This window comes from Streptomyces sp. NBC_01142 (genome assembly GCF_026341125.1).
Lineage (GTDB): Bacteria > Actinomycetota > Actinomycetes > Streptomycetales > Streptomycetaceae > Streptomyces.
In genome coordinates this window covers 502,890-521,542 of sequence record NZ_JAPEOR010000002.1, presented here as the reverse complement: position 1 = coordinate 521,542, position 18,653 = coordinate 502,890, and the positions used below count along the sequence as shown (strand labels likewise).

Below are 18,653 nucleotides of genomic sequence, written 5' to 3'. Positions count from 1 at the left end.
GGGCCGGCGAGCGCCCTGCTCAGCTCTGGTTGAAGAATCCGTCCGGCGTACGACCTGCGGCCTCCCCGCTGACGACGAGCGTGTCGGCGGGGCTCAGCAGGAAGACCCGGGTGGCGATGCGCTCGATCGAGCCGCGCAGCCCGAAGGTCAGTCCGGCGGCGAAGTCCACCACGCGCTTGGCGTCGGTGGGCTCCATAGACGTGAGATTCACGATGACGGGGACGCCGTCCCGGAAGAGCTCACCGATCGCGCGGGCATCCCGGAAGCTGTCCGGGGAGACCGTGGCGATCCGGCGGCCCACTTCCTGGGCGGACTCGGAGGCCACGCGTACCCGGGGGTCGGTGACCCACGAGTCACCCGTCTCGCCGCCCTCGGCGTACTCCTCGTCGTAGTAACGCTCGTCGCTGTCCTCGACGAGACCCAGCCAGGCGCTCGCCTTGCGCACAGAACCCATGGACGCCTCCTTCCGCTGCAGTCCGCTCACTGCGGCCTTCTGTCGTTCCGCATCCCTATGGTCGTCCATAATGCGGATCGCGCGCCAAGTGGATAGTCACCGCGCAGGGGATTCGTGACGGTACTGGTGCAGAAGATGTGGCGATTCGTCAAGGTTCCGCCTGCGTACGGGGCGTGCCGGAATAAAAATATGAAAGTCGGGCCGGACGGGTGACCGTGGGGACGTATGGGTGAACGGATAGCTCGATACGATGCCTGCCGCACTGTTGAACGACTCTCGGGGGACCGTCGTGTTCGGAATAGTCAGGCCCTGTACGCACCGTCTCGCCGACGGGCTGAAAACCGAGTGGATGGCCCATCTCTGTGGGCTCTGCCTGGCACTTCGCTCCGACCACGGCCAGTTCGCGCGGGTCGTCACCAACTACGACGGCCTGATCGTCTCGGTTCTGACGGAGGCTCAGACCGAGCGCACCCCCGCGTCACGGCGCACCGCGGGCCCGTGCCCGCTGCGCGCGATGCGCACCGCGCCCGTCGCCCGGGGCGAGGGAGCCCGCCTCGCCGCGGCCGTCTCGCTGGTGCTGGCGTCGGCGAAGGTACGCGACCACGTCGTGGACCGGGACGGGGTACTGGCCCGCAAGCCGGTGGCGGCCGCCGCGCGCAGGGTCGCCGCGGGCTGGGACCGGGCCGGAGTGCGCACCGGCGCTGAGCTCGGCTTCGACACGGCGGTGCTGCTCGACGCGGTCGACCGGCAGACCGGGATCGAGGCGCTGGCCGGCCTCGGCACCCCGCTGCTGACCGTCACCGAGCCGACGGAGACGGCGACCGCGGCCGCCTTCGCGCACACGGCAGTCCTCGCCGGCCGGCCGGAGAACCTGGCACCGCTGGCCGAGGCGGGCAGGCTCTTCGGGCGTCTCGCGCATCTGCTGGATGCCGTGGAGGACAGGCAGGCTGACGCGGCGTCGGGTGCCTGGAATCCGCTCACCGCGACCGGCACCTCGCTCGTCGAGGCGCGCCGACTCGCGGACGACGCGGTGCACGGGGTACGGCTCGCGCTGCGCGAGGCACGGTTCGTGGACGACAAGCTGGTGCATGTGCTGCTCGCCCACGAGCTGCGGAACTCGGTGAACCGGGCCTTCGGGACGACGACCTGCGCGCACCAGGGGTACGGGGGCACACCACAGGGGCCGCAGAACCCGTACCAGGGCAGTGGCTACGGGCCCTACGGCTCGAACAACCCCTACGGCGGCGGCATCCCGGGAGCCCCGGGCGGACCGAGTGGACCGGGTGGGCTGCCTCCGCAGTTCGGCGGTGAGCCGCCGACACCCAAGCGGCGCGGCTTCCTGGCCGGCTGCGCGGTCTTCACCGGGCTCTTCTGCACCTGTCAGATCTGCTGCGCCAAGGAGTACGAAGGCCCCTGGTCCCGCAAGAAGCGCGAAGGCTGCTGCCGGGACTGCGACTGCCCGGACTGCTGCGACTGCTGCGGATGCGACTGCTGATCCGGCGTCAGACCGTTTCGCCGCCGGAGATCACGTGATCTCCGGCGGAGAGATCTGCGACGTCTCGATCGCGGACTCGGCGGTGCCCCACTTCTTCAGGATGCGGTCGTACGTTCCGTCCGTCTTGAGCTTGTTCACCGCGGCCTGGAAGGCGGGCGCCAGCGGGGTGCCCTTCTTGAAGGCGAACCCCACGTCGAGCCGCTTGAACTCATTGAGGAACTTCGTCCCCTCCTGCTGGATGACGGCATACCGGAGCCCGTTGATGGTGCTCATCACCACATCGCTGCGGCCCTGCTGGAGGGAGATCCAGATCGCACCCGGCTCGGCGTACGTCTGGACCTTGTACGGCTTCTTCCCCGCATCCGAGCAGCGGCCCCTGTTCTTCTCCAAGGACGCCTCGAAGGTGGTGCCCGCGCCCGTCGCCACATGGAGGCCGCACAGGTCGGTGAAGTCCGAGATCTTCGTCAGCTTGCTGCTCTTCAGCGCGGCGAAGCCCTGCCCGTCATTGATGTACGTGACGAAGTCGATGGTCCTGCGGCGCTCCTCGGTCACACCGAAGTTGCCGGTGCCCAGGTCGTACTTGCCGCTGCCCAGCGCGGGCAGGATCGCCTCGAAGCTCGCCACCTCGCGCTTCAGCTTCAGCCCGAGCACCTTGGCGGCGGCCTCCGCGAAGTCGATGTCCTGACCCGCGACGGTCCTGCCGTCCTCCAGGTAGGTGGCGCCGGGCGGATTGCCGACGGACGTGGCGACGGTGAGGCTGCCCCGGTTGCGTACGTCGGCGGGCAGCAGCTTCGCGATCGCCTCGTCCTTCGGCACCGACGACACCACATCGGTGGTGGGAATGCTGCCCGCCTTGCCGGCCGGAGCAGCACCCCCACCGGCGGCCGCCGGGTCCCCGGAACCGCAGGCGGTGAGCGTGAGCGCGGCGGCGGTGATCAGCGCGAAGGCGGCGACGTGACGTTTGTGGCTCATGGCGTGCGGGTCTCCAGGTGTTTCTCGAACGGCAGCGGGCCGATCGACTCCGGATCTGCGGACAGATCGAAGAGCGGGCGGTATCCGGCCGCCAGATAGAGGCCCCTGGCCTCGGGCTGGCGTGGACCGGTGGTCAGGCAGATCCGGGAGTAGCCGCGCTCGGCGGCCTCCCGTTCGAGTACGCGCAGAACTCGCCGGGCAAGTCCCCGGCGGCGGTGCGCGGAGTGTGTCCAGATCCTCTTGAGTTCGGCGGTGGTGGCGTCATGGCGCCGGTACGCGCCCCCTGCCACCGGCCGGCCCTCCTCCAGGAGCAGCACAAACGCGCCGCCGGGCGGAGCGAACTCCTCGGACGGATAGCGCTCCAGATCGACGGCGGAGCCGTACCGGCTGATGTATTCGTGCGCCAGCTCATCGAGCAGCGGGCGGGCGAGAGGATCGTCGAGTGTGGTCCGGCGTACGGACAGTGCGGAGCCACGGCTCGGGGTGAAGGTCATGCGTGCCCTTCTTCGAGCAGGCAGAAGGAACAAAAGCGTGTGGCGAGGGGAAGGGTGCGCGGTGTTGTGCGTGAAGGCGCGGAGAGCGTGAGAAGCGAGAACGCCGCGCGAAGACGCGCGAGCGGGAAGGCAGAGGGGTCAGCTCAACAGGAAGAGGACCACACTCGACCGAAGTCGATGTGGGAGCGCGTGACCAGCCACTGCTGCGAATGCATGGTCCAAGTGGAACAGGCATCCGTTTCTTCGTCAACTGTGCTGAGACGCAAGGCTCACAGTGTGGACAGGCTTGACAGTGAGCCGTGCACACCGCTTAGCCTCAGGAGCGGATCGTGCTGAGGGGCTCGGTCCACGTTGTGTTTCTGGTGAAGGCATTCCCGTGTTCGATCTCTGCATCCACGGAGCCTTCGCATGGCTGTGCCCACAGACACCCTCCCCGAATCTCCCGCGGCTCCGCCGTCCAAGACCGACGCCGTGCAGCCGCGCATCGTGCCCGTACGCCGAACGGGCCAGTGGCTGGCCGCAGTTGTGGTCCTGCTCCTGCTCGCGGGCGCCGTCACCTCCGTCGTACGCAATGACGCCTTCCAGTGGGACGTCGTCGGCGACTACTTCACCTCCACGTCCGTACTGCGGGGCCTGGGTCTCACCCTCTGGCTGACGGGCGTCGTGATGGTGCTGGGCTTCGCCCTCGGCACGCTCCTCGCCGTGATGCGACTGTCCGCCAATCCGGTGCTGCGTAACGTCAGTTGGGGATACACCTGGCTGCTGCGCTCGACGCCGATCCTGGTGCAGCTGCTGTTCTGGTTCAACATCGGAGCGCTCTACCCGCAGATCCTCGGCGTCAGGACCGTCGATCTGCTCGGCCCCGTCACCATCGCGATCATCGGGCTCACGCTCCACGAGGCCGCGTACGCCGCCGAGGTGGTGCGCGGCGGCATCCTCTCCGTCGAGCGCGGACAGATCGAGGCCGCCGAATCGCTCGGCCTGGGGCGCATGCGCAGGCTGCGCCGTATCGTCCTGCCGCAGGCGATGCGCTCCATCGTGCCGCCGGCCGGAAACATGCTCATCGGCACCCTCAAGGGCACCTCGATCGTCAGCGTCATCGCCGTACAGGACCTCCTCTACTCGGTGCAGCTCGTCTACCACCGCACCTACCAGGTCGTCCCGCTGCTGCTCGTCGCCACCCTCTGGTACGTCGTGGTGACCTCGCTGCTCAGCGTCGGACAGCACTACGTCGAGAAGTACTACGCCCGCGGCACGGCCGGTGCGCGATGACGCCGCCCGCACCGTCCATCGTCGTGATCGGAGCCGGTCCGCGCGGGACCGGATTCCTGGAGCGACTGGCCGCCAACACCCCCGAGCTGTACGGGGATCTGCCGCTGGACATCCATCTGGTGGACCCGCACCCGCCGGGCGGAGGCCGCATCTGGCGCGCGGACCAGTCCCCGCTGCTGTGGATGAACTCCATGGCCCAGGACGTCACCATGTTCACCGACGACACGGTCGTGCAGGAGGGTCCGGTGCGGCCCGGCCCCACGCTCGCCGAGTGGGCCGGTCTCGACGGCCAGGCCTTTCCCGGCAGACAGCAGCAGGGAGAGTATCTGCGCTGGGTCTACGAGGATGCCGTCGCCGCCCTGCCGCCGACCGTCACCGTGCACGAGCACAGGGCGCGGGCGCTGCGCGTCAGCGGCCCGCGCGAGGGCCGCCAGCGGGTCTGGCTCGAAGGGCGTCCGCAGCCGCTGACCGCCGACCTGGTGGTGCTCACGCTCGGTCACCTCGACGCCGAACTCGACAAAAAGCAAAGGGAGTTGTCCGACTTCGCGCAACGTCACGGGCTGCTCCATCTGCCGCCGGACTTCACAGCGGACAGCGACCTCGACAACATCCTGGCCGGCGAGCAGGTCATCGTCCGTGGCTTCGGACTGGCCTTCATCGATCTGATGGTGCTGCTCACGGAAGGGCGCGGCGGACGGTACGAGAACGGTGAGTATGTGCCGTCGGGCCGGGAGCCCGTCCTGTACGTCGGATCCCGGCGCGGTGTCCCGTACCACTCCAAGATCGGCTACGGCCCGCAGGGCGAACGGCCCCCGCTGCCACGCTTCTTCGGACCCGGACAGATCGACGCACTGCGGGCCCGGCCCGGCCCCGTCGACTTCCGGCGCGACGTGTGGCCACTCATCGACAAAGAGCTCGGCTTCGCCCACTACCACCGTCTCTTCACCGCCCACTCCGAGCGCACCTCGGTCGACTGGCCCGACTTCGAGGAGAAGTACGCCGCCGCCGAGCCGGGCAGCCCCGAACTGCACACCCTGGTCGCCGCCTCCGTGCCCGACCCGGCCGACCGCCTCGACCTCGAAGCGCTCGACCACCCGCTGGACGGGGTGCGCTTCCCCACGTGCGCAGCACTCCAGGACGGGATGCGCACCTACATCAGAGACAACCTCGCCCGCCGCCACGACCCCGCCCACAGCGAGGACCTCGCCGTCTTCCTCGGACTGCTCTCCGTCTACGGGCAGTTGACCCGGCTCGGCGACATCGGCGGCCGGTGGCACGGCTTCTTCAGCTATCTCGCATCCGGCCCGCCCGGGCCCAGGCTGCGCCAGCTCCTCGCCCTCTCCCGCGCGGGTGTCGTCCGTTTCCTCGGGGCGGGCATCACCGTCGAGGCCGACGAGGAGCGCGGGATATTCCGGGCGGGCAGCGCCAGCGTGCCGGGGCAGTGGACCGAGGCCCGGGCGCTGGTCGAGGCCCGGCTGCCCGAGCCCTCGCTGGAGCTCACCCGAAGCCCGCTGCTGCGCGCGCTGTACGCAGACGGCGCCGCCGCGACCCCCACGGGACTGCTCTCGGTCGACCCCGCGGACGGCCGTGTTCTCGACCGCTCGGGCCGGCCGCATCCGCGCCATTTCGCGCTGGGCCCGCACACCACCGCCCGGGCGGGCGGTGCCTTCACCCGGCCGCGCACGGGCGGACCGGCCTTCCGGCAGAACGACGCCACCGCGCGCGCCGCGCTCGGCTTCCTGCGCGACCTCCTCTGTCGGGCCCCGCTCACCGCCTGACCGCGGCGTCGCCTGTTCCCGTACATCCGGACCCGAGGAAACCCATGTCGCTCACCAGCGATCCCCCTCTTGACCCACCCAGCGTTCCCCCTCTTGACCCTCCCGTCGATCCAGCGCCACCCACGGTCGCCAGGGACGACCACGGCACCCTGAAAGTGGTGCCGGTGCGGCACCCCTGGCGCTGGGCCGCGGTCGCCGTGACCGCCGTGCTCCTTGCGCAGTTCGTGCACGGGCTCGCCACCAATCCCGGCTGGGAGTGGGAGGTGTTCGCCGAATTCTTCACGGCCGAAGTGATCGTCAAGGCGGTCTGGATCACCCTGCAGCTGACCTTCTACGGCACGGCGCTCGGATTCGCTCTCGGCATCGTGCTCGCCTTCATGCGGCTGTCCGCGAGTCCGTTCCTGAAGTCGGTGGCATTCGCCTACATCTGGGCCTTCCGGTCGATCCCGCTCATCGTGCAGCTGCTCTTCTGGTTCAACCTCGCCTACCTCTACAAGGAGCTGCAGTTCGGCATCCCCTTCGGGCCGGGCTTCTTCTCCTTCGACACCATGGGACTCGTCGGGGCGATGAGCGCGGCAGTCCTCGGGCTCGCACTGCACCAGGCCGCCTATGCCGCGGAGATCGTGCGCGGTGGCGTACTGGCCGTGGACAGCGGGCAGCTGGAGGCCGCGGCCGCGCTCGGCATCCCCAAGCTGCGGCAGGCGCGACGGATCGTGCTGCCGCAGGCGATGCGTTCGATCCTGCCGAACGCCGCCAACGAGGTCATCTCCCTCTTCAAGGGCACCTCGATCGTCTCCGTCATGGCGATCGGTGAGCTCTTCTACCAGGTCCAGGTCATCTACGGCCGTAACGGCAGGGTCGTGCCCCTGCTGATGGTCGCCACCGCCTGGTACGTCCTTCTGACCACCGCACTCTCCGTCCTCCAGCACTACGTCGAACGTCACTACGCCAAGGGGGCCGCGCGATGAGCGCCATGGTCGAAGTCAGGTCCGTGCACAAGAGCTTCGGGACGCTTGAGGTGCTGCGCGGCATCGACCTCGAGGTCGATGCCGGAGAGGTGACCGTCGTCCTCGGCCCCTCCGGCTCGGGGAAGTCCACCCTGCTGCGCACCATCAACCATCTGGAGAAGGTGGACAGCGGCTGGATCAGCGTCGACGGCACGCTCGTCGGCTACCGCCGCTCCGGCGACAAGCTCTACGAGCTGCGCGAGCGTGAAGTCCTCAAGCAGCGGACCCGGATCGGCTTCGTCTTCCAGAACTTCAATCTCTTCCCGCATCTCACCGTCCTCGACAACATCATCGAGGCGCCCGTCTCGGCGCTCGGCCGCCCCAGGAAGCAGGCTGTCGCCGCGGCCGAGAAGCTGCTCGCCCGGGTGGGCCTCGCCGACAAGGCGTCCGCCTACCCCAAGCAACTCTCCGGCGGGCAGCAGCAGCGCGTCGCCATCGCCCGTGCGCTCGCTCTCGAACCGAAGCTTCTCCTCTTCGACGAGCCCACCTCTGCCCTCGACCCCGAGCTGGTCGGCGAAGTCCTCGATGTCATCAAGGACCTGGCGCAGCAGGGCACGACCATGATCGTCGTCACGCACGAGATCGGTTTCGCCCGTGAGGTCGCCGACACCGTGGTCTTCATGGACGACGGCCGCATCGTCGAACAGGGCGCGCCCGGTGACGTACTCGACAACCCGCAGCACGTACGCACCCGTGCCTTTCTCTCCAAGGTCCTTTGACCCCATGTCGATTTCTCTGTTCAGGAGCCCTCACATGAACCGCACTCGCCGTTCCCTCGCCGCAGCCGTCGCCGCGATCGCCGCATCGGCCCTGCTCGGCGCCTGCGGAGGCAGCAGCAGCGCCGCCTCCGACAACGTCAGGCCCGAGGGGCAGAAGGGCCCAGGGGTCAACATCGGCCCCGACCAGAACCGGATCCGCGGGAAGAAGGTCGAGGCGATCGCCGCCACAGTGCCCGAGGCCGTCCGCAAGCGGGGCACGCTCAAGCTCGGTGCCAGCGCTGATGCCTCGCCACCACTCGGCTTCTACGCCACCGACGACGAGACCCGGATCGGCTCCGAGATCGACATCGCCACGCTGGTCGCCGACGTCCTCGGGCTCAAGGCCGACTTCGAGGCGGTCTCCTGGGAGAACCTCTTCGTCGGCCTGGACAGCTCCAAGTTCGATGCCGTGTTCTCCAACGTCACGGTGACGGAGGAGCGCAAGGAGAAGTACGACTTCGCGACCTATCGCCTCGACGACGTGGCCTTTGAGGCGAGGAAGGGCAGTCACTGGCAGGTCAACGGACCCAAGGACGTGGCGGGCAAGACCATTTCCGTCTCCTCCGGGACCAACCAGGAGAAGATCCTGATCGACTGGAGCGAGCAGAACGAGAAGGCCGGCCGTAAGCCGGTGGACATCAAGTACTTCCAGAAGGACACCGACTACTACCTGGCGCTCCAGTCGGGCCGTATCGACGCCCATCTCGGGCCGAATCCGTCGGCCGCCTACCACGTCGCATCGGCGGGCCAGACTGAGATCGTCGGCAAGATCTCCGGTGGCGGCGACCTCGTCCAGGGCAAGATCGCCGCGACCACGAAGAAGGACAGCGGTCTGGTCGCGGCGTACGCGGCTGCCATCGACCACGTCATCGAGGACGGGTCGTACGCCAAGGTCCTGAAGCGCTGGGGGCTCAGCGGCGAGGCCGTACCGAAGTCGGAGATCAACCCGCCCGGCCTGCCCCGGCCGAAGAACTGACCGAGCAGGAGAGGCCTCCACCATGTCTGCCATCCGTCCACTGCACCTGGCTGTCGCGCTCGACGGCCCGGCGCGTTACGACGCCGACCACTACGTCGGACTCGCCCGTCTCGCCGAGCGGGGCGCCCTCGACTTCGTCACGCTGGGCGACTCCTTCGCGCGGCCCGGACTCGACGCCCTCGCGGTGCTGTCGAGAATCGCCCCCGCCACCGAACGGATCGGTCTGGTGCCGACCGTGACCACCACCCACACCGAGCCCTTCCATGTCTCCACGGCCGTCGCCACCCTCGACTGGGTGAGCCGCGGCCGGGCCGGCTGGACCGTCGACGTGTCGACAACCGAGACCGAGGCCCGGCTCTTCGGCCGTCGCCCGGCCGCCCCCGCCACCGATCTGTGGCGCGAGGCGGGCGACGTCGCCGATGTGGCACGGCGGTTGTGGGACAGCTGGGAGGACGGCGCCGAGATTCGCGACACAGCGACAGGGCGCTTCATCGACCGCGACAAGCTGCACCATGTCGACTTCGAGGGCTCCGCCTTCTCGGTCCGCGGACCGTCCATCGTCCCCAGGCCCCCACAGGGCCACCCCGTGACCGTCGTCGACGGGACCGGGACGGCGAGCAGGGAGGAGGCGGCCCGCCACGCAGATGTCGTACTCGTGCGGGCGGGCGCACCCGACAAGGCAGCCGTGATCCGCGAGGACGTGCGCCGCCGGGCGTCCGCCCACGGCCGCGACCCGGAAGCGATCCGGGTGCTGGTATCCCTCGCTGTCGACCTCGGCGAGGTGGAGGCGTCGCCTGAGCCGGGCCTGGAGAGCAGGCCGGAACTCGCCGCCGGAGGCTCGTACTTCAGTGGCGGCCCGGTCGAGCTCGCCGATCTGATCACCCAGTGGCACCAGGACGGGGCCGTGGACGGCTTCCATCTGGTGCCTCTCGCACCCGGACGCGACCTGGAGCGGATCGTCAACGGCACCGTGGCGCTGCTCCAGCACCGCAGCCTCTTCCGCACCTTCTATCCGGGCGGCACGCTCCGTGAACACCTGGGTCTCGCCCGCCCCGCCAACCAGTACGCCCTCGCCGGGGGAACCTCATGACCGCCGTACGCAAACAGATGCATCTCGCCGCCCACTTCCCGGGCGTCAACAACACCACCGTCTGGGCCGACCCCCGCTCGAAGAGCCAGATCGACTTCTCCTCCTTCGAACATCTCGCCCGCACCGCCGAGCGCGGACTGTTCGACTTCTTCTTCCTCGCCGAGGGGCTGCGGCTGCGGGAGCACAACGGACGCATCCACGACCTGGACGTGGTCGGCCGCCCCGAGTCCCTCACCGTGCTGAGCGCGCTCGCAGCCGTCACCGAGCGGCTCGGCCTGGCCGCCACGGTCAACGCCACCTTCAATGAGCCGTACGAACTGGCCCGCAGGCTCGCCTCCCTGGATCATCTCAGCGGCGGCCGGGCGGCCTGGAACGTCGTCACCTCCTCCGACGGCTTCACCGGGGAGAACTTCCGGCGCGGAGGTTTTCTCGACCGGGCCGACCGCTACACCCGGGCCGCCGAGTTCGTCTCCGTCGCCCGTGCGCTCTGGGACTCCTGGTCACCCGCCGGGGCTGCTCGTCCCTTCGCCCACGACGGCCGGCACTTCGCGATCGAGGGAGAGTTCACCGTCCCACGCTCGCCGCAGGGCCACCCCGTCGTCATCCAGGCGGGCGACTCCGACGAGGGCCGGGAGTTCGCCGCCTCCGCCGCCGACGTGATCTTCACGCGGCACGGCACGCTGGAGGCGGGCCGTGCCTTCTACGCCGACGTCAAGGGGCGCCTGGCGCGTTACGGCCGCAGCCCGGACGGCCTCAAGGTCATGCCCGGCGTCACCTTCGTCATCGGCGACAGCGACGCCGAGGCGCAGGAGCGGGCCGCCGAGATCCGGCGCCTGCAGGTCTCCCCGCAGAACGCGATCCTCGCCCTGGAGCTGATCTGGGGCCGCGATCTCTCCTCGTACGATCCGGAAGGCCCCCTCCCCGACATCGATCCCGACCCGGACTCCGCCCTCGTCCAGGGCCGGGTCAAGATCGCTGATCCTTTCGCGACCGCGGCCAAGTGGCGGGCGCTGTCGCAGGCGAAGGGTCTGTCCATCCGGCAGACCGTCATCGAGACCACCGGCCGGCAGTCCTTCATCGGCAGCGCGCAGAGCGTCGCCGCGCAGATGGAGGAGTTCGTCGCCGAGGGCGCGGCCGACGGCTTCATTCTCGTCCCCCATCTCACCCCCGGCGGCCTCGACGACTTCGTCGAGGAGGTCGTACCGCTCCTCCAGGAGCGCGGGGCCTTCCGTACGGAGTACTCCGGCGCGACGCTGCGGTCGCACCTCGGGCTCGCCGAGCCGGTGTGGAAAGGCTGACCGCATGAGCTCGGACGCACAGACGGCCCCGGGCCGGCGGAACTGGCAGACGTGGCACGAACAGCGCACCGCCACCGTCTCGGCGCCGTACGGCCCGCTGTCGCTCACCGGCACCCACTGGCTCGCCGACTACCCGGAAGGTCGAGTTCCGGCCGTCCCCGGGACATGGACCGAGGACGGCGGCGAGGTGGTGCTGACCGCCTCGGCCGACGACCGTCTGTCCGTCGACGGCAAGCCCCTCACCGGCCGGATCCGTCTCACCGCCGACCATGGCCCGATCTCCGAATCCCGGGTCGCGCACGGCGAGCGGCGTCTGGTGCTCCTGCGCCGCGAGGGGCTGTGGGCGGTACGCGACTTCGACCCGGCCTCACCCGCGCGGCAGGCGTTCAGAGGCATCGACGTGACGGCGTACGACGCCCGATGGGTGCTGCCCGGCCGCTTCCGTCCGTACGAGCACCGCAGCGTACGGGTGGAGAACGCCGACGGACGGGAGCGCGGGCTCGGCCTCGGCGGTGAGATCGTCTTCGCGCTCGACGGTGAGGAGTGCACGCTGCATGTCGCGGTCGAGCCCGACGGCTCGCTCTGGGCGGTCTTCGCGGACGCCACCAGCGGAGACACCAGCTACCGCTTCCGTTTTCTGCGGCCCTGCGCACCGGCCGCCGACAACTCGGTGACCGTCGATTTCAACCGGTCCCTGCTGCCGCCGTGCGCCTTCGCGGACCACTTCATCTGCCCGTTCCCGCCGCCCGGGAACACCCTCGTGGCCGGCGTCCCCGCGGGGGAGCGGAACCTCCTGGGCCGCTGACCCGTCCCACTGGCCGGACACACGCAGCGCAGCCCCGGCGGCCACCGAGCAGCCGGGGCCGCACGTGTGGCCTGCGCTGCGCGGCCGAAAGGCGCCCTTGCGCCGGAAGTTGACGCCCCGAATACTCCCGAACAGCGCTTGTCAGGAGTACCGCCTGTCCGAAAAGCGAAGGTGCTCACTGGCTGCGCCTCACGGGCCCGGAACCCCACAGCGGGCCCCCGATTCCCCTCGGGAGGAACGACAAGTGAGGATCAAGCGCACCATCCCCCGCAGTGGCGCGGCGAGACGCACGCGTCTGCTCGCCGTCACCACCGGTCTGCTCGCCGCCGCAGCGCTGGCCGTCCCCGCCGCCAGCGCCGATTCATCACAGACCTTCAGCGCCAACCAGCTCACCGCCGCGAGTGACGCCGTACTCGACGCGAATGTGGCAGGCACCGCCTGGCACATCGACAGAGCGACCAGCACCCTGGTCGTCACGGCCGACAGCACCGTCTCCCAGGCCGAGATAGCCAAGATCAGGCAAGAGGCCGGATCCAACGCCGGCGCGCTGCGCATCGAGCGCACCCCCGGCACCTTCTCCAAGCTCATCTCCGGCGGCGACGCCGTCTACGCCACCAGCTGGCGCTGCTCCGCGGGCTTCAACGTCCGCAGCGGCAGCACCTACTACTTCCTGACCGCCGGCCACTGCACCGACGGCAACCCGCCCTGGTACACCAACTCCTCGCGTACCACGAGCATCGGCCCCACGGTCGGATCCAGCTTCCCGGGCAACGACTACGGCATCGTGAGGTACGACAACACCTCGCTCGCCCACCCGGGCACCGTCGGCAGCGTCGACATCACCAGCGCGGCCAACGCCACGGTGAACATGTCCGTCACCCGCCGCGGCTCCACCACGGGCACCCACAGCGGCCGGGTCACCGGACTGAACGCCACGGTCAACTACGGCGGCGGTGATGTCGTCTACGGCATGATCCGCACCAACGTCTGCGCCGAACCGGGCGACAGCGGAGGCCCGCTCTACTCCGGCAGCCGGGCCATCGGCCTGACCTCCGGCGGCAGCGGCAACTGCTCCTCCGGCGGCACGACGTTCTTCCAGCCGGTGACCGAGGCCCTCAGCGCCTATGGAGTCAGCGTCTACTGACGTACCACCAGCGCAACCGGCAGCAGTCGAGCCCTCGTCCCCGCAACGGACGGGGGCTCGACGTCGCGCCCGCTTTTGAGAGGATTGGGGGAGCGGTCGGGCACTGGACGGACGGGGGTTGCGGGTCAGTGAATCGCATTGGAGTGACCGGCCACCGAGGCATCCCTCCCGAGGGCTATGCCCATATCCGTGCCGGAATGCGCGCAGCGCTCAGCGGCTACCAGGGCGCGATGGAGGCCCTGAGCAGCCTGGCGGTCGGCGCCGACCAGCTCTTCGCGGACATCGCGCTGGCCTGCGGGGCGGAGCTGACCGTGGTCATCCCCAGCGGCGACTACGAACGGGGCTTCACCGCCCCCGGCGAACTTGCCCGCTACCAGGACCTCAGGGGCCGGGCCAGCCGGGAGGTCAAACTGGGCTTCCCGTACTCCACCGATGAGGCCTACTACGCGGCGGGCGCCTACATCGCCGACCATTGCGACCGCCTCCTGGCCGTCTGGGACGGCCGCCCCGCCCGCGGCCTCGGCGGCACGGGCGACATCGTCCGCTACGCACGCGAGCGCGGCAAGCCCGTGACGGTCATCTGGCGCGAGGGCCTCGAGCGGGGCTGACCTGACATTCAGCGAGGCTGACCTGACGTTCAGCGAGGCTGACCTGACATTCTCTCAACTCCGGTGTCTGACAAGCCAGTCGGTGTGCTGAGGTGACACGATGCGCTCCGTCTCGTAGACCGCCGACGGCCACTCCACATCGGTGATCGTGGTCTCCATCGCCGTATGCATGGCCGCCAGATCCTCCTCCACCAAGGAGTGTGCTGCGATGAGCGGTTGATGGCGCCGGATCTCGCTCCACGCCAGACAGGCCGCCGCGGCAGCCGACAGCAGGCCCGCCATATCGACGGATTCGGCGACCGAGAAGGTCCGCAGCATCGCGAGGAGCAGCGCCAGCAGGGTGAGCAGCCCGATCGAGAAGGACCAGAGTGTGGTGGCGCGACGGGAGATCTCCGTGCGCCGGTGGTACCAGTTGCGCTGCTCGATCAGCCGGTCCCTGACGTAGGTCTCCTTGCGGATACTGAACGGCTTGGCGCGCAGCCGCCGCATGGGAGTGGTGAGCAGGTCACCGGCGGCCGCCTCCTGGTCGTTTGTCCGCGGGTCCTGCCAGCCGACCTTCGCCAGCTCCCGCAGCCCTTCCTCCAGGCGCGTGGTGAACAGCCCGTCCGGATCGGTGCAACGGGAGTCGAAGGGCGCTCCGTGGACGGCGTACCGCCAGCACATCGATTTGATGAACTCCGCTGCGGAACGGTTGAGTTGCCAGTGCGACTTTGCTCTGTGCCGGGACGAGCGGTAGCTCAGCACCAGCACCCCGGCGTACGCCAACGCGCTCAGTGCGCCGGCGAGTTGGAACGTGCTGCCGAGCCTGAGCGAGGACGGCAGCGCCGCGAGCGCCGCGCCCAGGACCAGGAGCAGCAGCTGGGAGCGGGTGGCGCCGATGGCTTCGCGCTGGCGCGCGATGGCGATGGTGTCCGTGCGGTGAAAGAGGACGGGCAGATCAGTGTTGCGGAAGACCATGCTCTGCAGTGGACCGGGATTCCTGGACATGCGCGCCCCCGTCTGCGCTTTTGTCTTCACTCTTTAGGCGGAATGGCTTGTTCCGTACTGTCCTGCGAGAATGCCGCGAAACTCTTTTGTTCCATGTCCATGTGCTGAGTTGCTGCGGGTGGCCATGAGAGTAAAGTCGTGCCGCCGGGCACCGCAACGGTGCATGGCAGCTGCGCTGGACACAACATCAAGGACGGCCCCTCATGACGATTCAGACCTCCGCCTCCTTCGCCGCTGCGAAGAAGAATCGCGTCCCGCTGGCACAGATCGATGTGCGTGGTGCAGAAGCCGCCAAAAAGCTGGCCCGAGTGCTCCCCGCTTCTGCGGACCGGACTGTGCGTGCTTCCACCTTCAACTCGGCGCTCTAGACTGGTGGAATGACTGGACCCCTGGTCCCTTTCCGCGAGATCGTATTGAAGGTCCACAGCAGGTGTGATCTTGCTTGTGACCACTGCTATATCTACGAACACGCTGATCAGAGCTGGCGTACCCGCCCGAAGGCAATCTCTGACGAAGCGATTTCCTGGACAGCTCTGCGACTGGCCGAGCATGCCAAGAGCCATGCCCTGCCCTCCGTGTCAGTGATCCTGCACGGAGGGGAGCCTCTGCTCGCCGGACCCGCACGACTGCGACGCATCTGCGAGGAGCTGACCGGAGCCCTCGACTCGGTCGCCGATCTCGATCTGCGGATCCATACCAACGGCCTGCAGCTCAGCCCCCGCTATCTCGACCTCTTCGGCGAGTACGACGTCAAGGTCGGCATCTCCCTCGACGGGGACCGCGGCGCGAACGACCGGCACCGCCGCTTCGCGGACGGCCGCACCAGTCACCCCCTGGTCCTCAAGGCCGTCGACCTGCTCCGGCAGGAGCAGTACCGCCATCTCTACCTCGGGCTCCTCTGCACGATCGACGTGGCCAACGACCCGATCGCCGTGTACGACGCGCTGACCGAGCTGGACCCCCCGCGCATCGACTTTCTGCTGCCGCACGCCACCTGGGACGACCCGCCGGCCCGGCCGGACGGATCGCCGACCGCCTACGCCGACTGGATCCTCGCGATCTTCGACCGCTGGGAGGCGCAGGGCCGCAACGTACCGGTGCGGCTCTTCGAATCCGTGCTCTCCACCCTCGGCGGCGGCCCCAGCCTCACCGAATCCCTCGGCCTTGCGCCCACCGACCTCGTCGTCGTCGAAACCGACGGCACCCTCGAACAGGTCGACTCGCTCAAGAGCGCCTACGAAGGCGCGGCCGCCACCGGATTCGATGTTTTTGCCCACTCCTTCGACGAGGTGGCCGCCCACCCCGGCGTCAGGGCGCGCCAACTGGGGCTCGCCGGAGTGAGCGAGACCTGCCGGCAGTGCCCGGTCGTACGGTCCTGCGGCGGCGGGCTCTACACCCACCGCTACCGCTCCGCGAACGACTTCGACAACACCTCCGTGTACTGCACGGACCTCGAGGCGCTGATCCTGGGCATCGAGCAGCGCACGGCCGCCGCGATGGTCTCCCCGGCCGTGACCGACCCCGGAGCGCTGCTCTTCCTGCAACAGGATCTGACCCGCACCATGCTCGCCGACCTCCACCAGGAACTGGACGGCCGCGGCGGCGCGGCATGGCAGACGGCCTGGGAGCTGGCGTCAGCTGTCGAACGGACGTCGGACGGGCTCGACGAGATCTGCGCCCACCCCTACACCCGCACCTGGCTGCACACCTGTCTGGACGCCCTGCGCGAGGGGCGGCCGGAGGCACCGCAGCTCGCCCGCCGGCTGTCGTCGTACGTCGCCGCAGCGGCCGTACGGGGCGGGCTCGACCTCCCCGTGCTGGTGGACTGCCACGACGGCAGGCTCCGGCTGCCGACCCTCGGAGAGCTGCGTCTGGACGGCGTGGGGGCGTACTGCGAGGCCGAGGTGCGCGGCAGCGAGAAGGCCTTCCAGGTACGTGTGCGCGGCCACGAGCCGTGGACCGTACGCCTCAACGAAGCCGCCCACACCGAAGCCACTTGTGCCGAAGCCACAGGCGCCGATGCCACCCGTGTCGAAGCCACTCGCGCCTGGCGGCCCGTGCAGCGGCTCGCTCTGGACGGCTGGCCGGGCCTGGTGATCGACGACATCGATCCGTACCGGGACTGCTTCGAGGGGGCCGTACAAGAGCGCGGCCAGAGCGATGAAGCCGCCCGGGCCACGCTGCTGACCGAGGCGTGGGCCCTGCTGCGCGCGGGCGTACCGGAGCAGGCCGCCGAGCTCGCCGGGTCGCTCACCACCCTGACGCCGCTGGCCTCCGCAGAGCCCCCTGGCGAGCCGTCCGTGGGCCGGCACGCCTATGGAGCGCTCGGCCTCGCGCTGCGCGGCACGCCCGCGGATGTGGCGACCGCACTGCTGCGGGGCTTTCGGCAGGCCACACTCCAGGCCCTGTCCCAGGTCGCGGATCTCTATGCACAGGACGGCTGGTGGCGCCACCCGGCGCCCTGGCAGCACGAGCCGGTTCCGGTGTCCGAGCTGCTGGCCGGGGCGTACGAGCGCGTGGGCCTGGCCGCCTTGGGGCCCGCAGCCGGAGGTGTGGAGCAGGAGCAGGCAGGACAGGCGCTGCGGACGCTGGAACGCACCGCTGAACTGACTGTCAGCGGCAGGCGTCTGGTCGCCGACCTCCGCGAACAGGCCGGCCGTGGCTGAGTCCGGGCGCACGAACCGGCCGGTGCGTGCACTGAGGAGCCTGGGCCTGCAGGAGGGCATGACGCTCCTCGTCCATGCCTCACTGCGTTTCACCGGACTGGACGCGGACACCCTGCGCGACGCGCTGACCGAGGTCCTGGGCAAGGACGGCACCCTGGTGGTGCCCGCCTTCACCATGGAGAACTCCGACACCTCCCACTCGTATCTGGCACGGGTGCGGGGGATGACACCCGAGCAGGCGGCGGCCTTCCGGGCGGAGATGCCGGCCTTTGACGCCGCGACCTCACGCAGCCAGGGGATGGGCCGGTTGGCCGAGTCCGTACGGACCGCCGAAGGAGCCGTACGCAGCGCCCATCCGCAGTCCTCGTTCGCCGGGCTGGGACGGCGTGCCGCGGAACTGCTCGCAGATCATCCACTGGAATCCCATCTCGGTGAGCATTCGCCGCTCGGGGCTCTGTACCGGGCCGGGGCGCAGGTTTTGATGATCGATGTCGATTTCGCCGTGTGTACGGCATTCCATCTCGCCGAATACCGGACCGGATCGCCCCGGCGCACCTATCGTTGTGTGGTGCAGCGACCTGGCGGCGGCAAGGAATGGGCCGAGTACACCGATGTCGAACTGGACGACAGCGATTTCGACGCGATCGGCGCCACCTTCCCCTGGGGGACGGAGCAGAAGGGACAACTGGGAGGAAGGCCCGCAAGATTGTTCTCGATCAAGGACGCGGTCGACCATGCACAGAGCTGGATGACCGAAAAGCGGTGTTGATTGACTGAACGTCGGGGGGATGGAGAGTGTCCTGCTCCGGAATGATTAATTAGCTCGCAGCCTTCCTCGCTCGTGAGTGC

At 69.2% G+C, this 18,653-nt stretch carries 18 protein-coding genes; 14 read left to right on the top strand and 4 right to left on the bottom strand.

Annotation, left to right across the window (positions count from 1 at the left end; translation table 11 throughout):
* Nucleotides 1–19: 19 nt before the first annotated feature.
* On the bottom strand, nt 20–454 hold the full coding sequence (locus tag OG883_RS19765) for a cell division protein SepF (RefSeq protein ID WP_266542716.1): 435 nt from the start codon (nt 452–454) through the stop codon (nt 20–22).
* 289 nt (nt 455–743) lie between these two features.
* On the opposite strand from OG883_RS19765, the gene OG883_RS19760 reads away from it, so the two are divergent.
* Complete coding sequence (locus tag OG883_RS19760) at nt 744–1,949, top strand: DUF5685 family protein (protein WP_266542714.1); 1,206 nt, start codon at nt 744–746, stop codon at nt 1,947–1,949.
* A gap of 30 nt (nt 1,950–1,979) precedes the next feature.
* Here OG883_RS19760 and OG883_RS19755 read toward each other — a convergent pair whose 3' ends face one another.
* Together OG883_RS19755 and OG883_RS19750 are read right to left on the bottom strand one after the other, a co-directional pair.
* Nucleotides 1,980–2,921, bottom strand: a complete 942-nt coding sequence (locus OG883_RS19755) for an ABC transporter substrate-binding protein (protein ID WP_266542712.1) — start codon at nt 2,919–2,921, stop codon at nt 1,980–1,982.
* A complete protein-coding gene (locus OG883_RS19750; protein ID WP_266542710.1) occupies nt 2,918–3,415 on the bottom strand; it encodes a GNAT family N-acetyltransferase in 498 nt (165 codons plus the stop codon). Before OG883_RS19750 ends, OG883_RS19755 begins: the two co-directional genes overlap by 4 nt.
* Before the next feature lie 408 nt (nt 3,416–3,823).
* Between OG883_RS19750 and OG883_RS19745 the strand changes: the two genes are divergently transcribed.
* From OG883_RS19745 to OG883_RS19700, 10 genes are all read left to right on the top strand, one after another.
* Nucleotides 3,824–4,687: an amino acid ABC transporter permease gene (locus OG883_RS19745; protein WP_266542708.1), complete on the top strand. Its 864-nt coding sequence runs from the start codon at nt 3,824–3,826 to the stop codon at nt 4,685–4,687.
* Nucleotides 4,684–6,465, top strand: coding sequence for an FAD/NAD(P)-binding domain-containing protein (locus tag OG883_RS19740; protein WP_266542707.1), 1,782 nt, complete (start codon nt 4,684–4,686; stop codon nt 6,463–6,465). The genes OG883_RS19745 and OG883_RS19740 overlap by 4 nt, the downstream gene beginning before the upstream one ends.
* Nucleotides 6,466–6,509: 44 nt before the next feature.
* The gene (locus tag OG883_RS19735) at nt 6,510–7,433 is read left to right on the top strand and encodes an amino acid ABC transporter permease (protein WP_266542705.1); all 924 of its coding nucleotides are present in this window, start codon (nt 6,510–6,512) and stop codon (nt 7,431–7,433) included.
* Between the two features lie 5 nt (nt 7,434–7,438).
* Complete coding sequence (locus OG883_RS19730; protein ID WP_266549225.1) at nt 7,439–8,191, top strand: amino acid ABC transporter ATP-binding protein; 753 nt, start codon at nt 7,439–7,441, stop codon at nt 8,189–8,191.
* 34 nt (nt 8,192–8,225) lie between these two features.
* Nucleotides 8,226–9,206 (top strand): ABC transporter substrate-binding protein, encoded by a 981-nt coding sequence (locus tag OG883_RS19725; RefSeq protein ID WP_266542703.1) that lies wholly within the window; start codon nt 8,226–8,228, stop codon nt 9,204–9,206.
* 22 nt (nt 9,207–9,228) lie between these two features.
* Nucleotides 9,229–10,296 (top strand): LLM class flavin-dependent oxidoreductase, encoded by a 1,068-nt coding sequence (locus OG883_RS19720; protein WP_266542701.1) that lies wholly within the window; start codon nt 9,229–9,231, stop codon nt 10,294–10,296.
* A complete protein-coding gene (locus tag OG883_RS19715) occupies nt 10,293–11,594 on the top strand; it encodes an NtaA/DmoA family FMN-dependent monooxygenase (protein WP_266542699.1) in 1,302 nt (433 codons plus the stop codon). Before OG883_RS19720 ends, OG883_RS19715 begins: the two co-directional genes overlap by 4 nt.
* A 4-nt stretch (nt 11,595–11,598) precedes the next feature.
* Nucleotides 11,599–12,399 carry a DUF1684 domain-containing protein gene (locus tag OG883_RS19710; RefSeq protein ID WP_266542698.1) on the top strand — a complete coding sequence of 267 codons (801 nt, stop codon included), beginning with the start codon at nt 11,599–11,601 and terminating at the stop codon, nt 12,397–12,399.
* A gap of 244 nt (nt 12,400–12,643) precedes the next feature.
* Nucleotides 12,644–13,543: a S1 family peptidase gene (locus tag OG883_RS19705; RefSeq protein WP_266542696.1), complete on the top strand. Its 900-nt coding sequence runs from the start codon at nt 12,644–12,646 to the stop codon at nt 13,541–13,543.
* A gap of 128 nt (nt 13,544–13,671) precedes the next feature.
* Nucleotides 13,672–14,151 carry a hypothetical protein gene (locus OG883_RS19700; RefSeq protein WP_266542694.1) on the top strand — a complete coding sequence of 160 codons (480 nt, stop codon included), beginning with the start codon at nt 13,672–13,674 and terminating at the stop codon, nt 14,149–14,151.
* Between the two features lie 54 nt (nt 14,152–14,205).
* Here OG883_RS19700 and OG883_RS19695 read toward each other — a convergent pair whose 3' ends face one another.
* Nucleotides 14,206–15,108, bottom strand: coding sequence for a DUF4231 domain-containing protein (locus OG883_RS19695; protein ID WP_266549222.1), 903 nt, complete (start codon nt 15,106–15,108; stop codon nt 14,206–14,208).
* A 233-nt stretch (nt 15,109–15,341) separates the two neighbouring features.
* Here OG883_RS19695 and fxsA point away from each other — a divergent pair, with 233 nt between their 5' ends.
* The 3 genes from fxsA to OG883_RS19680 are packed head-to-tail and all read left to right on the top strand — an operon-like array spanning nt 15,342 to nt 18,573.
* The gene (gene fxsA, locus OG883_RS19690) at nt 15,342–15,506 is read left to right on the top strand and encodes an FxSxx-COOH cyclophane-containing RiPP peptide (RefSeq protein WP_266542692.1); all 165 of its coding nucleotides are present in this window, start codon (nt 15,342–15,344) and stop codon (nt 15,504–15,506) included.
* Nucleotides 15,507–15,515: 9 nt separating this feature from the next.
* Nucleotides 15,516–17,804, top strand: a complete 2,289-nt coding sequence (gene fxsB, locus OG883_RS19685; RefSeq protein ID WP_266542690.1) for a radical SAM/SPASM protein FxsB, inactivated metallohydrolase extension form — start codon at nt 15,516–15,518, stop codon at nt 17,802–17,804.
* Nucleotides 17,805–17,862: 58 nt separating this feature from the next.
* Nucleotides 17,863–18,573 carry an AAC(3) family N-acetyltransferase gene (locus OG883_RS19680; protein WP_266549219.1) on the top strand — a complete coding sequence of 237 codons (711 nt, stop codon included), beginning with the start codon at nt 17,863–17,865 and terminating at the stop codon, nt 18,571–18,573.
* Nucleotides 18,574–18,653: the final 80 nt, after the last annotated feature.

Excerpts from the sequence above, each read along its gene's own strand:
- OG883_RS19755 (WP_266542712.1), bottom strand. The coding sequence starts at position 2,921 with ATGAGCCACAAACGTCACGTCGCCGCCTTCGCGCTGATCACCGCCGCC.
- fxsB (WP_266542690.1), top strand. The coding sequence starts at position 15,516 with ATGACTGGACCCCTGGTCCCTTTCCGCGAGATCGTATTGAAGGTCCAC.
- OG883_RS19720 (WP_266542701.1), top strand. The coding sequence starts at position 9,229 with ATGTCTGCCATCCGTCCACTGCACCTGGCTGTCGCGCTCGACGGCCCG.
- OG883_RS19730 (WP_266549225.1), top strand. The coding sequence starts at position 7,439 with ATGGTCGAAGTCAGGTCCGTGCACAAGAGCTTCGGGACGCTTGAGGTG.
- OG883_RS19740 (WP_266542707.1), top strand. The coding sequence starts at position 4,684 with ATGACGCCGCCCGCACCGTCCATCGTCGTGATCGGAGCCGGTCCGCGC.
- OG883_RS19695 (WP_266549222.1), bottom strand. The coding sequence starts at position 15,108 with ATGGTCTTCCGCAACACTGATCTGCCCGTCCTCTTTCACCGCACGGAC.
- OG883_RS19725 (WP_266542703.1), top strand. The coding sequence starts at position 8,226 with ATGAACCGCACTCGCCGTTCCCTCGCCGCAGCCGTCGCCGCGATCGCC.
- fxsA (WP_266542692.1), top strand. The coding sequence starts at position 15,342 with ATGACGATTCAGACCTCCGCCTCCTTCGCCGCTGCGAAGAAGAATCGC.
- OG883_RS19735 (WP_266542705.1), top strand. The coding sequence starts at position 6,510 with ATGTCGCTCACCAGCGATCCCCCTCTTGACCCACCCAGCGTTCCCCCT.
- OG883_RS19765 (WP_266542716.1), bottom strand. The coding sequence starts at position 454 with ATGGGTTCTGTGCGCAAGGCGAGCGCCTGGCTGGGTCTCGTCGAGGAC.
- OG883_RS19680 (WP_266549219.1), top strand. The coding sequence starts at position 17,863 with ATGACGCTCCTCGTCCATGCCTCACTGCGTTTCACCGGACTGGACGCG.
- OG883_RS19710 (WP_266542698.1), top strand. The coding sequence starts at position 11,599 with ATGAGCTCGGACGCACAGACGGCCCCGGGCCGGCGGAACTGGCAGACG.
- OG883_RS19715 (WP_266542699.1), top strand. The coding sequence starts at position 10,293 with ATGACCGCCGTACGCAAACAGATGCATCTCGCCGCCCACTTCCCGGGC.
- OG883_RS19745 (WP_266542708.1), top strand. The coding sequence starts at position 3,824 with ATGGCTGTGCCCACAGACACCCTCCCCGAATCTCCCGCGGCTCCGCCG.
- OG883_RS19750 (WP_266542710.1), bottom strand. The coding sequence starts at position 3,415 with ATGACCTTCACCCCGAGCCGTGGCTCCGCACTGTCCGTACGCCGGACC.